Annotated in this window: 12 protein-coding genes; 2 read left to right on the top strand and 10 right to left on the bottom strand. The window is 61.4% G+C overall.

Annotated features, from left to right (window positions below):
* Positions 1 to 69: 69 nt before the first annotated feature.
* The 4 genes from BFP89_RS14125 to BFP89_RS14140 form a co-directional block, all read right to left on the bottom strand.
* On the bottom strand, positions 70 to 447 hold the full coding sequence (locus BFP89_RS14125; protein ID WP_065886075.1) for a hypothetical protein: 378 nt from the start codon (positions 445 to 447) through the stop codon (positions 70 to 72).
* Positions 448 to 500: 53 nt separating this feature from the next.
* Entirely contained in the window at positions 501 to 1,310 is an 810-nt protein-coding gene (locus tag BFP89_RS14130; RefSeq protein ID WP_065886076.1) for a putative RNA methyltransferase, read from the bottom strand.
* Positions 1,310 to 2,461 carry a succinyl-diaminopimelate desuccinylase gene (gene dapE / locus BFP89_RS14135; RefSeq protein ID WP_065886077.1) on the bottom strand — a complete coding sequence of 384 codons (1,152 nt, stop codon included), beginning with the start codon at positions 2,459 to 2,461 and terminating at the stop codon, positions 1,310 to 1,312. The genes BFP89_RS14130 and dapE overlap by 1 nt, the downstream gene beginning before the upstream one ends.
* A 223-nt stretch (positions 2,462 to 2,684) precedes the next feature.
* Positions 2,685 to 5,276, bottom strand: a complete 2,592-nt coding sequence (locus tag BFP89_RS14140; RefSeq protein WP_065886078.1) for a glycosyltransferase — start codon at positions 5,274 to 5,276, stop codon at positions 2,685 to 2,687.
* A gap of 217 nt (positions 5,277 to 5,493) precedes the next feature.
* On the opposite strand from BFP89_RS14140, the gene tcdA reads away from it, so the two are divergent.
* Complete coding sequence (tcdA, locus tag BFP89_RS14145) at positions 5,494 to 6,303, top strand: tRNA cyclic N6-threonylcarbamoyladenosine(37) synthase TcdA (protein WP_065886454.1); 810 nt, start codon at positions 5,494 to 5,496, stop codon at positions 6,301 to 6,303.
* Between the two features lie 116 nt (positions 6,304 to 6,419).
* On the opposite strand, the gene BFP89_RS14150 is transcribed toward tcdA, so the two are convergent.
* From BFP89_RS14150 to BFP89_RS14165, 4 genes are all read right to left on the bottom strand, one after another.
* On the bottom strand, positions 6,420 to 6,833 hold the full coding sequence (locus BFP89_RS14150) for a SufE family protein (protein ID WP_065886079.1): 414 nt from the start codon (positions 6,831 to 6,833) through the stop codon (positions 6,420 to 6,422).
* Positions 6,830 to 8,035, bottom strand: a complete 1,206-nt coding sequence (locus BFP89_RS14155) for an aminotransferase class V-fold PLP-dependent enzyme (RefSeq protein ID WP_065886080.1) — start codon at positions 8,033 to 8,035, stop codon at positions 6,830 to 6,832. Before BFP89_RS14155 ends, BFP89_RS14150 begins: the two co-directional genes overlap by 4 nt.
* Positions 8,036 to 8,104: 69 nt before the next feature.
* The gene (gene dapD, locus BFP89_RS14160) at positions 8,105 to 9,139 is read right to left on the bottom strand and encodes a 2,3,4,5-tetrahydropyridine-2,6-dicarboxylate N-succinyltransferase (RefSeq protein WP_065886081.1); all 1,035 of its coding nucleotides are present in this window, start codon (positions 9,137 to 9,139) and stop codon (positions 8,105 to 8,107) included.
* Positions 9,140 to 9,170: 31 nt separating this feature from the next.
* A complete protein-coding gene (locus BFP89_RS14165; RefSeq protein ID WP_232790536.1) occupies positions 9,171 to 9,479 on the bottom strand; it encodes an arsenate reductase in 309 nt (102 codons plus the stop codon).
* A gap of 268 nt (positions 9,480 to 9,747) precedes the next feature.
* Here BFP89_RS14165 and BFP89_RS14170 point away from each other — a divergent pair, with 268 nt between their 5' ends.
* On the top strand, positions 9,748 to 11,391 hold the full coding sequence (locus BFP89_RS14170) for a Na+/H+ antiporter (RefSeq protein ID WP_065886083.1): 1,644 nt from the start codon (positions 9,748 to 9,750) through the stop codon (positions 11,389 to 11,391).
* Here the strand turns inward: BFP89_RS14170 and BFP89_RS14175 are convergent.
* On the bottom strand, positions 11,384 to 12,127 hold the full coding sequence (locus tag BFP89_RS14175; protein WP_065886084.1) for a M12 family metallopeptidase: 744 nt from the start codon (positions 12,125 to 12,127) through the stop codon (positions 11,384 to 11,386). The genes BFP89_RS14170 and BFP89_RS14175 overlap by 8 nt on opposite strands.
* A gap of 125 nt (positions 12,128 to 12,252) precedes the next feature.
* A complete protein-coding gene (gene dapC / locus BFP89_RS14180) occupies positions 12,253 to 13,452 on the bottom strand; it encodes a succinyldiaminopimelate transaminase (RefSeq protein WP_065886085.1) in 1,200 nt (399 codons plus the stop codon).
* Between the last annotated feature and the right edge of the window lie 4 nt (positions 13,453 to 13,456).

Here is a 13,456-nt window from a genome sequence, read left to right on the forward strand (position 1 = left end):
CTATATTGACTGATCCACCGCTATCGGGGGCAAGCCCCTCCCACATTTGATTGGATTCGCAGCTCAGGATCAGGCGGTTTTCCAGGTGATCTGCTCTTCACCGTCTGTACTGATACGAATCCAGGTGTCAGCGCTTTCCTCACCCTCTTCCTCGACCCAGGTCCCCGGTGCGCAGCGCACTTCAACGTTCAGCGCGGCAAACGCGGCGCGGGCACAGGCGATGTCGTCGTCCCATGGGGTCTGGTCGCTTTCCAGGTACAGGCTGTTCCACTTGCCCACGGCTTTTGGCAGCCAGGTCACCGGCACATTGCCGGCCTTGCACTTGTAGGTCTGGCCCTTCTGGATCCAGTCGGTGCATGGGCCCAGGGCGGCGCCCAGCCAGGCGGCGATAGCCTTGTAGTCGACGTCGGCGTCCTTCAGGTAAATCTCGATATCGGGTTGGCGCATGGATGTTCCTCGTTGCGGGATTCGAAAATCCATTCGCGGATGCTGAAAAAAGGTTATTGAAGCACGAAATAATCGTAGCGCATCGACACCGTGACCTGCAGCGGCTCGGCGGCTTCGATGACCTCGCTGCGTCGCTCGGCACTGGCGCGCCAGCCGTGCGGGGTCATGGCCAGCAGGTTGGCGCGGTCCCCGGGTTCGGCCAGGCTCAGGCTGAACTCAAGGGTTTCACTGTGTGCCAGGTGCATGCCATCCGGCACCAGGGCCAGGTGTTTGTCGTCGGTGTACTCGCGCACTTCGTCGTACAAGCGCTCGCGCAACTCCATCAGATGGCCACGTGTCGGACCGACCTTCATCAGGCCGCCGCCCGGGCTGAGCAGGCGCTTGGCTTCCTGCCAGTCCAACGGGCTGAACACGCTGGCGAGAAACTGGCAGCTGGCGTCTGCCAACGGTACACGGGCCATGCTGGCGATCAACCAGGTCAGCGCCGGGTTGCGCTTGCACGCACGCTTGACCGCTTCCCTGGAAATATCCAGGGCGTAGCCGTCGGCGTGGGGCAGGGCATCGGCGATCTGCGCGGTGTAGTAACCCTCGCCACAGCCGATGTCCACCCAGCGTTGCGGTGCGCGTTCAGCGGCCAGTTCAGCCAGGCGCCTGGCCACCGGGGCGTAGTGGCCGGCGTTGAGGAAATCACGGCGTGCCTCGACCATGGCGAGGTTATCGCCTGGGTCGCGGCTGTTCTTGTGCTGCACCGGCAGCAGGTTGAGGTAACCCTGGCGTGCGCGGTCGAAACGGTGCCCGGCGGGGCAGGCCACGCCATTGTCCACCGCAGTGAGCGGGGCAGTGCAGAGGGGGCAGGCAAGCATCAGGCGAGCAACTTGATCAGGGTCTGGTAGTAGATTTCGGTCAACACATCGAGATCGCTGGCAAGGATGCGCTCGTTGACCTGATGGATCGTCGCATTCACCGGGCCCAACTCGACCACCTGGGTGCCCAGGGTTGCAATGAAACGGCCGTCGGACGTACCGCCACTGGTGGACGCCTTGGTCTCGCGCCCGGTGATCGCCTTGATGCTGGCCGATACCGCGTCGAGCAATGCGCCCGGCTCGGTGAGAAAGGGCAGGCCCGAGAGCGCCCAGTCCACATGCCAGTCCAGGCCATGTTTATCCAGAATCGCGGCGACCCGCTGCTGCAAGCCTTCCACGGTGGACTCGGTGGAGAATCGGAAGTTGAACACGGCCGTCAGGTCGCCGGGAATCACGTTGGTGGCGCCGGTGCCGGAATTGAGGTTGGAGATCTGGAAACTGGTCGGCGGGAAGAAGGTGTTGCCGTCATCCCAATGCTCGGCGGCCAGTTCAGCCAGGGCCGGCGCGGCGAGATGGATCGGGTTCTTCGCCAGGTGCGGGTAGGCCACGTGGCCCTGTACACCGCGTACGGTCAAGGTGGCGCCGAGGGAGCCGCGACGGCCGTTCTTGACCACGTCGCCCACCAGGGTGGTGCTCGACGGTTCGCCGACGATGCACCAGTCCAGGCGCTCCTTGCGCGCGGCCAGGCGCTCGATTACGGCCTTGGTGCCATGGTGCGCCGGGCCTTCTTCATCGCTGGTGATCAAAAAAGCCACCGAACCCTTGTGGTCCGGGTAATCCCTGACGAAGCGCTCCGACGCCACCAGCATCGCCGCCAGGCTGCCTTTCATGTCCGCTGCGCCACGCCCGCACAGCATGCCGTGCTCGTCGATCAGCGCGTCGAACGGGTCGTTCTGCCAGGCTTGCACCGGGCCGGTGGGGACCACGTCGGTGTGGCCGGCGAAGCACAGCACCGGGCCGTCATGTTGGCCATGGGTGGCCCAGAAGTTATCCACGTCCTCGATGCGCATCGGCTCGAGTGCGAAACCGGCGTCGCCCAGGCGCTGCATCATCAGCTTCTGGCAATCGGCATCGATCGGCGTGACCGATGGGCGACGGATCAGGTCGATGGCGAGTTGAAGGGTCGGCGAAAGGTCGGCATGGGCCGTCATGGGGAAACTCCGGAAATCGAGACAGCGACGTTCTAATTGTAGGAGCGAGCTTGCTCGCGAAAAACGCAAGGGCACCGCGTGCATTCAGGGTGCCCGCTTCATCGTTAACGATTTTCGCGAGCAAGCTCGCTCCTACAGTGATGTGTGCAAGGCGTGTAAAACGGCCGTTATCTTATAGCAAAACGGCGGCCAGAGGCCGCCGTTTAGTGCATGACGCAAGTTTTTACACCGCCGTGACAGGCTCGGCCTTCGGTGCCGGTTTGGGCAGCGACGACAGAAACGCCATGATCAACGCGGCCACATACGGCAGCGACTGCACCAGCAGCATCACTACCCAGAAGCGCATGTCATTGCTCGGCAGGCCTTGCACCAGGTAGATGCCCAAGGCTGCGCCCCACAACAGCAGCATGATGAACATTTCTTCGCGGGCCTCGGAAATCGCCACCCAGAAACCATGGTTGTCGGCGTTTTTCGGTGTACGAAAGAACGGAATGCTGGTGGTGAAGAAACCGTACAGCACCGCCTTGGCGATGGTGTGCGACAACGCCAGGCCGGCCAGGGCCGCGCAGAATGCATCCTTGAGGTTTACCCCGACCGCACGGCGGTACAGGAAGATGATCTTGCCCACCTTGAACACGAACAGCGCCAGCGGCGGGATCGCGAAGATCAGCAACGGCGGATCGACGCGGGTCGGCACGATGATCATCGCCGCCGACCACAGCAGCGCGCCGACGGTGAAGAAGATGTTCATGCCATCGGCCACCCACGGCAGCCAGCCCGCGAGGAAGTGATAGCGCTGGCCACGGGTCAGCTCGGTGCCTTTGCCGCGCAGCAGGCTGGCGGTGTGGCGCTTGATGATCTGGATCGCACCGTAGGCCCAGCGGAAACGCTGTTTCTTGAAGTCGATAAAGGTATCCGGCATCAGGCCCTTGCCATAGCTGTCGTGGTAATACGCCGCCGACAGGCCTTTCTCGAACACGCGCAGGCCAAGTTCCGCGTCTTCACAGATGCACCAGTCGGCCCAGCCCAGTTCTTCGAGCACCGAGCGACGGGTCATGGTCATGGTGCCGTGCTGGATGATCGCGTCACGGTCGTTGCGGGTGACCATGCCGATATGGAAAAAGCCTTTGTATTCCGCGTAGCAGAGCTTCTTGAAGGTGCTTTCGTTCTGGTCGCGATAATCCTGCGGCGACTGCACCACGGCAATTTTCGGGTCGGCGAAGTGCGGCACCATGTGCTTGAGCCAATTGGGCGACACGCAGTAATCGGAGTCGATCACCGCAATCACTTCGGCGTCCTTGGCGGTGTGCGGGATCAGGTAGTTCAGCGCGCCACCCTTGAAACCGGCCAGGGGCGCGACGTGGAAGAACTTGAAGCGCGGACCGAGGGTCTGGCAATAGTCGCGCACCGGCTCCCACACCGCCGGGTCCTTGGTGTTGTTGTCGATGATCAGGACTTCGTAGTCCGGGTAATCGAGCGCCGCGAGGGCATCGAGGGTCTGTTTGACCATCTCCGGCGGCTCGTTGTAGCACGGCACATGGATCGACACTTTGGGTCGGTAGTCCGATTCCCCCTCGACCGGTAGGAATTCACGCCGGCGCTTGTGGGTCCACACCGCTTCGGCCAGTTCGTGGGCTTCGGTCAGCAGCACGATAAACACGCCCAGGGCGCCGAGGGCCAGAAGGATGCCGACGGTGACGCTGAACCAGGTGCTGTATTGCTGGCTGTAGTCGTAGCCGATCCACACCAGTACCGAACCGCACAGGAACGCGATAAACGTGAGGAAGGTGCGGCCACGCTGGCGCAGGGACGAACCGTCGATCATCAACAGCGTCAGGGACAGCAGGGCCAGCACCACCGAGCCGATGGCCAGTACGCGCCATTGCGGGATCGCGACCACCGGGCCTTCAAAGTTGAATTTCTGCTGGCGCGCGGCGTTGAACACGCCCCAATAGGCGCCGGCCGAGCCTTCGTCGCTGACCTTCCAGGGCTGGTCGAAGGCTTCGATGACGAAGTAGTTGAACCCTTGGCGGTTCAGTTTGTTAACCAGTGTGCGCAGATAAACCGCCTGGTCCGCTGGCGACGTTTCATTGCCACCGCGCATGCGCCCGTTGCTCGGCCAGCCAACCTCCGACAGCAGCAGCGGCTTTTTCGGGAACAGTTTCTTCAGATCCCTGGCGCGGTCGAGTACGTACTGGCCGGCCTTGTCCATCGGAATGAATTCCCAGAACGGCAGGATGTGCGCGGCAATCAAGTCGACGTGCTTGGCCAGTTGCGGGTTCTTTTCCCAGATGTGCCATTGCTCGGAGGTGGTCACCGGCACTTTCACGGCGGCACGCACGCGGTCGAGCAGCACGATCAGGGCTTCGGGAGTGATTTCCTCGCGGAATAACGCTTCGTTGCCGACCACCACGCGCACGACGCTGCGCGAAGTGTTGGCGATCTCGATGGCGCGCTGGATCTCGCGTTCATTGCGTTCCAGGTCCGGGCTGATCCAGATACCGAGGGTCACGCGCAGGCCGAACTCTTCCGCCAGCTTGGGGATGTCCCCCAGGGTGCCATCGACCGAGTAGGTACGGATGTTGTCCGTCAGCTTGCTCATGATCGCAAGGTCCTGACGCATCTGCTCGTCAGTGGGGTACTGGTCTTTCTGCGGGTATTGGCCTTGTTGAAACGGCGAATAGGAAAACCCCGAGATCTGCTCGGGCCAGTTGGGAGCGGTGACCGGGCGGTTGATCAGCGCCCAGAAACCGGTGAACAGCGCGGCAATTGCCAGCACCACCACCAGGTTGAGTCCAAATTTACGCGATGCCATGGTTATGTCGGGTTCCAAAGGGTGTGGAACGAAAAGAGGTGTCGGCCTACGCCAACCGGCGCGCATCCTACACTGGCCTTTCCCTGAGCGTACAGCAAGCCGAGAAAAACCGGACATTGGGCAGCGAAAGTGCATCTAAGTTCTTAACTTGTAGCTGATGGCTTAAAACTTGTCGCTGCGTAGCCCATAATGCGCGCCGGTTTTTAGGGTAATGGTCATGAGCACAGAAGATCCGCGGTTTGCAGGCGTCGCCCGCTTGTATGGCATTGAAGGCCTGGAACGCTTGAAAGCGGCCCATGTGGCAATCGTCGGTGTCGGCGGCGTGGGCTCGTGGGCGGCGGAAGCCATGGCCCGTTGCGGGGTGGGCGAGATTTCGTTGTTTGACCTGGACGACGTCTGCGTCAGCAACAGCAACCGCCAGTTGCATGCACTGGACAGCACCGTAGGCAAACCCAAGGTTGAAGTAATGGCCGAACGCCTGCGCAGCATCAACCCGGCGTGCACGGTGCATGCGGTGGCGGACTTCGTTACCCGTGACACCATGGCCGAATACATCACGCCAGACATCGATTGCGTGATCGACTGCATCGACGCGGTCAACGCCAAGGCGGCGCTGATTGCCTGGTGCAAGCGCCGCAAGATCCAGATCATCACCACCGGTGGCGCCGGCGGGCAGATCGATCCGACGCTGATCCAGGTGTGCGACCTCAACCGCACCTTCAACGACCCGCTGGCCTCGAAAGTGCGCTCCACCCTGCGCCGTGACTACGGTTTTTCGCGCACGGTGACCCGCCACTACAGCGTGCCGTGCGTGTTTTCCACCGAGCAACTGCGCTATCCCAAGCCGGACGGCAGCATCTGTTTGCAGAAGAGTTTTGTCGGCGATGGGGTCAAGCTTGACTGCGCGGGAGGGTTTGGCGCGGTGATGATGGTCACCGCGACCTTCGGCATGGTGGCGGCGACCAAGGCGGTGGACAAGATTGTGGCAGGGGTGCGCAGACCGTCGGAGCGGGTCAAGCCCACCTGAATCGCAGACTTTACAGGGTTCAAAATGTGGGAGGGGGCTTGCCCCCGATAGCAGTGGGTCAGTCAACTTATCCAGTGACTGACACTCAGCTATCGGGGGCAAGCCCCCTCCCACATTTAGTATTGAGTACGGCTTAATTCGCGCATGCGCTGCAAGACCGCATTCAGGCCATTGCTGCGCGACGGCGATAACTGGCGCGACAAGCCCAGTTGATTGAACCAGTCAGGCAGGTCAACCGCTTGCAATTGATCAGTCGCCAAGCCATTGACCCGGGCCAGCAGCAACGCCACCAACCCACGAATCATCCGCGCATCGCTGCTGGCGGCAAACTGCCAATGGCCGTCCTGCAAGTGGCCCACCAGCCACACCAGGCTTTCGCAGCCGTGTACCAGGTTGGCGTCGACCTTGTCTGCGTCCGCCAGCACCGGCAGTTGCTCGCCCCATTGCATCAACAGGCGCGCACGCTGCTCCCAGCCGCCTACGGCCTGAAACGCCTCAAGTGCGGTGGCTGCCTGCTCCGGCAAGCTCATCGCAGCATGTCCAGCGCCTGGTCCAGCGCTTCAAAGAAGCGCTCCAGGTCATCGGAATCGTTGTACAGCGCGAGGGACACGCGAATCGCCCCGGATAAGTGCATGGCCTTGAGCAACGGCATTGCGCAATGGTGCCCGGCGCGCACGGCAATTCCTTGCTCGGTCAGGAGGTGGGCGAGGTCGGCGTTATGCACGCCTTCCACCACAAAGCTGGCCAATGCCACTTGCGGCGATCCGAGTATGCGTATGCCATTGCGTGCTTTGAGCCCACGTAGCAGGTAGTCGTGCAGCGCTGCTTCATGGGCGATGACGGCGGGCTGATCCAGCGAACTGAGGTAGTCCAGGCTCGCCCCCAGGCCGATCACGCCGGCAATCGGCGGCGTGCCGGCTTCAAACCCCAGTGGGGCAGGGCGGAAACTGGCGCTGTGGTAGTCCGCCTGCTGCACCATCTCGCCGCCGAACTGCCAGTGGCGCAGGTGATGCAGGGCTTCGTGGCGACCGTATAGCACGCCGACACCGTCCGGGCCGTAGAGTTTGTGACTGGAAAATACATAGAAGTCGCAGCCCAGGGCCTGCACGTCGTGGCGACCATGGACGATGCCTTGCGCGCCATCCACCACAGTAAGGGCGCCGTGCGTCTTAGCCATTTTTGACAAGGCTTCCAGCGGCTGCCACGCGCCGAGCACGTTGGACAACTGGCTCACTGCCAGCAACCGCGTGCGCGGGCCGATCAAGGCGGCGGCGGCTTCAAGGTCAATCACGCCGTCATCGTCCAGGGGCAATACCACCAGCGTGAGCGCGCGACGTTTTGCCAGCTGCTGCCAGGGCAGCAGGTTGGCGTGGTGCTCCAGGGCGCTGATGGCAATCTCATCGCCCGCATTGAATAAATGCTCCAGGCCATAGGCCAGGAGGTTCAGCGCAGAGGTTGCGCCGTGGGTAAACACCACCTGCCCGCTGTCGCCCGCATTCAACCACTGCGCCACCTTGCTGCGACTGTCTTCAAACGCCTGGGTCGCATGGGCTCCCGGCAAATGCTGGGCACGGTGCACATTGGCGGCGCCATTGGCGTAGTAATGGCTGATCGCGTCCAACAGGGCTTGAGGTTTCTGCGTGGTAGCGGCGCTGTCCAGGTAGGTCTGGTCTTGCCGTTGCAGGGTGGCGATGGCTGGAAAGTCAGCGCGCCAGGGGGAGGGCACAAGCATGATGTTCAAAACTCGTATAAGCGAGCCGCAACCAAAGGTGCGACCCGCCAGGGGGCATCGAGTGGCTGCTTAGTTGTGAGCGTGCAGCGCTTCGTTCAGTTCGATGGCCGATTTATGGGTTTTGCACTCCACGGCACCGGTCTCGGAGTTGCGGCGGAACAGCAGGTCCGGCTGGCCGGCCAGTTCACGCGCCTTGACCACTTTGACCAGTTGGTTGTTCTCGTCCAGCAACGCCACTTTGGTCCCGGCGGTCACATACAGGCCGGACTCCACGGTGTTGCGGTCGCCCAACGGGATACCGATACCGGCATTGGCGCCGATCAGGCAGCCTTCGCCGACCTTGATCACGATGTTGCCGCCACCCGACAGGGTGCCCATGGTGGAGCAGCCGCCGCCCAGGTCGGAACCCTTGCCGACGAACACGCCCGCCGATACACGGCCTTCGATCATGCCCGGGCCTTCGGTGCCGGCGTTGAAGTTGACGAAACCTTCGTGCATCACGGTGGTGCCTTCGCCGACGTAGGCGCCCAGGCGCAGGCGGGCTGCGTCAGCGATACGCACACCGCTCGGCACCACGTAGTCGGTCATTTTCGGGAACTTGTCCACCGAGAACACTTCCAGCAGCTCGCCCCGCAGGCGCGCTTCCAGCTGGCGTTCGGCCAGTTCAGCGATATCGATGGCGCCCTGGCTGGTCCACGCCACGTTCGGCAGCTGCGGGAACACACCCGCCAGGCTCAAGCCGTGAGGCTTGACCAGGCGATGGGACAGCAGGTGCAGCTTGAGGTAAGCCTCAGGCGTGGAGGTCAGTGCGGCGTCTTCGGCCAGCAGCGTCGCGACCAGCGGAGTGTGGCTCTCGGCGAGCCGATTGAGCAGCGCGGCTTGGGTCGCATCGACATTTTTGAGCGCATCAGCCAATTGCAGCGCCTGGCTGATGGTGAACGTGATCGCTTGATTACCTTCGGTGTAACCCAGGATCGGCGCGATGGCCGCGACGATTTCAGCCGACGGGTTGAGCAGGGGCTGTGCGTAAAACACTTCCAGCCAAGCGCCTTGGCGGTTCTGAGTGCCGACGCCGAAGCCCAGGCTGAACAGGGAATGGGACATGCTGTTACCTCTACAAAAATGGAAGGCTGGCCTACTTGAGGGCCGCCGAATAACTATCTGGCTTGAAGCCAATCAGGGTTCTGTCACCGAGATCAAGCACCGGGCGCTTGATCATCGAGGGTTGTGCGAGCATCAACTCAATGGCTTTCGACTGATCGAGATCGGCTTTGCGTTCGTCTTCGAGTTTGCGAAAGGTGGTGCCTGCACGGTTCAACACCACCTGCCAACCGTGCTCGTTGCACCATTGGGTCAAGTGTTCGCGGTCGATACCGGCCGTTTTGTAGTCATGGAACTCATAGGTCACCGCATGCTCATCGAGCCAGGTGCGCGCCTTTTTCATGGTGTCGCAGGCTTTGATGCCGAAAAGGTGCAAGGTTTTGCTTGAAGCGGTCAAGGAATTGCCCTCCTCTGGACGAATGAAAAATGGAAGATCGCGGATTATGCCACGCCCGGCGCGTTTCGGCTCCGCTCGTCAGCAGGATGCGACGTTTGTGTAAGCGCCAGTGCGCGGTACAGGCGGGTAACATAGCGGAGTAATAAGGCACTTCAACGGCCAGTTGTTGCCTGATGTGTGTCATTGCAAGTCGATTGTCCGGGAACCCCGCGTTATGCAAACCGCCTACACCGTTCTTATCCTGCTGATGCTGGTCAGCGTTTCGCGCCTGGTCGGGCGCATTATCCCACTGCCGTTGCCGTTGCTGCAGATTGCCGCCGGAGCCCTGCTGGCCTGGCCTACGCTGGGCCTGCACGTGGCGCTGGACCCGGAGCTGTTTCTGTTCCTGTTCTTGCCGCCGTTGCTGTTTTCCGATGGCTGGCGCATGCCCAAGCGTGAATTGTGGCGCTTGCGCGGGCCGATCCTCACATTGGCGGTGGGGTTGGTGCTGTTCACCGTGGTCGGTGCCGGCTACTTCATCCATTGGTTGCTGCCCTCGATTCCCTTGCCCGTGGCCTTCGCCCTGGCAGCGGTGCTGTCGCCTACGGACGCGGTGGCGGTGTCAGCCATTTCGCAGAATCGTTTGCCCAAGCCGTTGATGCATATGCTTCAGGGCGAAGCGTTGATGAATGACGCATCGGGCCTGGTGACCTTCAAATTTGCCCTGGCCGCGGCGTTGACCGGTGTGTTTTCGCTGGCCGATGCCAGCCTGACTTTTGTACTGGTGGCTGTCGGCGGGCTGGCGATCGGGGTGGCGTTGAGCTGGCTGGTTGGCCGCCTGCGCGCCTGGATGATTGCGCGGGGCTGGGATGACCCGGCAACCCATGTGGTGTTCATGTTGTTGCTGCCCTTTGCTGCCTACGTACTGGCCGAGCGCCTGGGCGCGTCGGGCATTCTCTCGGCGGTGGCGGCGGGCATGATGCAAAGCTGGCTCGACCTGTTGCCGCGCCAGACCAGCACGCGCCTGCTCAACCGCAGCGTGTGGTCGCTGCTGGAGTTTGCCTTCAATGGCTTGATCTTTTTGCTGCTCGGCCTGCAACTGCCGGACATCATCAAGGCGGTGGTCAGCCATGAAACCACGCTGTGGCCCACCTTGATGTATCGCTGCCTCGAGGTGATGGCGATCTTCCTGGTGCTGGTGGTATTGCGCTTTATCTGGGTGCAGAGCATCTGGCGGTTGTCGGGTCTGCTGCGCAGGCTGCATGGCAAAAGTGCGCTGACCCTGGTGCCGACGGCCCGTTCCTGCTGGTTGTTGACCGTCGGCGGCGTCCGTGGTGCGGTGACGCTGGCGGGTGTGATGTCGGTGCCCTTGCTGCTGGCACCGGGCCAGAATTTCCCCGAGCGTGACCTGCTGATCTTTATCGCTGCCGGGGTCATCCTGTTGTCCCTGGTCGCTGCCTGTATCACCCTGCCATTGCTGCTGCGGGGTGTCGAGAAAGGCCCGGATGAGAAGCGCCATAACGAGGTGCGCGAGGCCTGGAAAAAGACTGCCGTGGCGGCGATCCATGCGCTGGAGGTCGAAGAACCCGCCGAAGCCGAAACGCCGGACGCCGCTCAAGCGGCATTGGCCACCGAGCTCAAGGCCCGACTGATGGCGGAGTATCGTCATCAGTTGGACGTATTCAATGACTCGGCCGAGGCTCAGGCACTGGCGCTGCAAATGGATCAGTTGGAGCGCAGGCTGAGGCTCAAGGCACTACGCGCGCAGCGCCTGGAACTCTACCGTTTGAGTCGCCAGCACCAGATTGGCGACGATGTACTGCGCGAAGTATTGGCGGACCTGGACATGAGCGAAGCGAACTTGGGAAGTGTCAAGTAGTGGTGGGACTGATCATCGCCAGGATGCTTGAATTGAGCAGTTTGCCCACGAGGGTTTTATCTTCTGGATAAAGCGACCGCATGAACGTTTTATCGTCTTCAGACAGTTTGAAGTTACGCGGGATGGGGGTGCCACTGTTGAGTCTTGAAGCAGGAAAGCCATAGTGCATGATGGATTTTTCATCATGGTTTGCAGAGGCCTGTACCTGGTGACGTGAAAAAGTCCTGACGATATCGTTATCGGCCTCATAGCTGAATCGCCCCCGTTCTTCGTATTCGTCGTAGATGTTCTCCCTGTTCAAGTCCAATGTCCGGTCAGGGTGCTGATGCTCATGCTTGAGGCCCAGGGCATGGCCGAATTCATGCTGGATTGTGGCGGCAATACTAGCGTCAGACCGTGTGAAGCTGATGCCCATGGTGGGCCTGGACAATGGAACCTTCTTGGCGTCGGTACCCACTTTTGACCATCCAGGGCCATTGTCATTGTCTGCCGTGATGCGTATATCGCCGTCGGGACTGTCAATGAACTTGAAGTAGAGATTGGTGTGCGGGGCCCATTTGTTGATGTTGTGCTTTACCAGATCCTTTTGTTCCTGCGTCATGTTCAGTCGCGAGAGGGTCAGCACCGAATGTTGAGGCCATAGTTTGTCCGGCATGGCGACGCCGCGTTTACTTCTACTCAGAGGTGCGCTCATGACGTGCGCAGGGGCGGGGTTGGCTGGAATCGTGAGGGGCATGTCGTTCACCTGACCGTGTGTACCAGATGAGCGTGGGTGGAACATTTAAGAAGCTTTGTTCCTATTTATGGGTTGCAAGATACATCAGCCATGACCGCTCCCACGGTGTGGGAGCGGCCTGAACCTCAACCGCGGCGCTGAATGAAAGCGCGAATCCGCTCAGCCGCTTCGACGCATTCGGCCAATGGCGCAACCAGGGCCAGGCGCACACGGCCGGCACCGGGGTTGAAACCGTCCACTTCGCGAGACAGATAAGAACCCGGTACCACCGTCACGTGTTCTTCCACGAACAAATCGCGGCAAAACGCTGCATCGTCGCTATTCACATTCGGCCACAGATAAAAGCCACCGTCCGGGCTTTGCACATCCAGCACCGGCTTGAGGATCGCCAGCACGGCGTCGAATTTTTCGCGATACAGGTCACGGTTGGCCAGCACGTGGGCCTCGTCCTTCCAGGCGGCGATGCTGGCCAGTTGGGTTTGCACCGGCATCGCGCAGCCGTGGTAGGTGCGGTACAGCAGGAAGGCCTTGAGGATATCCGCGTCGCCAGCCACAAACCCGGAGCGCAGGCCCGGCAGGTTGGAACGCTTGGACAGGCTGTGGAACACCACGCAACGCTTGAAGTCCTGGCGACCCAGTTCAACGCAGGCGCTGAGCAGGCCCGGCGGCGGGGTTTGTTCGTCAAAGTACAGCTCGCTGTAGCATTCGTCGGCGGCAATCACGAAGTCGTGCTCGTCGGCCAGGGCGATCAGCTTTTTCAGGGTGTCCAGCGGAATCAGCGCACCGGTCGGGTTGCCTGGGGAGCACAGGAACAGGATCTGGCAACGTTTCCAGATGTCCGGTGACACGGCATCGAAGTCCGGGTTGAAACCATTAGTGTCCAGGCATGCCAGGTAATGCGGCTTGGCCCCTGCGAGGAACGCGGCGCCTTCGTAGATCTGGTAGAACGGGTTCGGGCTCACCACCAGCGCGTCGTCACCGCGATTGACCACGGTCTGGGTAAAGGCAAACAACGCCTCTCGCGTACCGTTGACCGGCAGGATGTTGCGCGCCGGGTCCAGCCAGCCGTGCGGGACGTTGAAGCGGCGCTCGCACCAGGCCCCAATCGCTTCGCGCAGTGCGGGGATACCCAGCGTGGTCGGGTACACGGCCATCTGATCGAGGTTGTTACTCAGCGCCTCAGCGACAAACGTCGGAGATTTGTGCTTGGGTTCGCCGATGGACAGCGCAATCGGGCGTTTGTCCGGGTTTGGTTTGACGCTGCCGAGCAGTGCGCGCAGTTTCTCGAACGGGTAGGGCTGCAGCTGGTTCAGGGCGTTGTTCATCGAA

Origin of the sequence: Pseudomonas sp. 31 R 17, assembly GCF_900004915.1 — a bacterium.
In the GTDB taxonomy this organism is placed as follows: domain Bacteria; phylum Pseudomonadota; class Gammaproteobacteria; order Pseudomonadales; family Pseudomonadaceae; genus Aquipseudomonas; species Aquipseudomonas orientalis_A.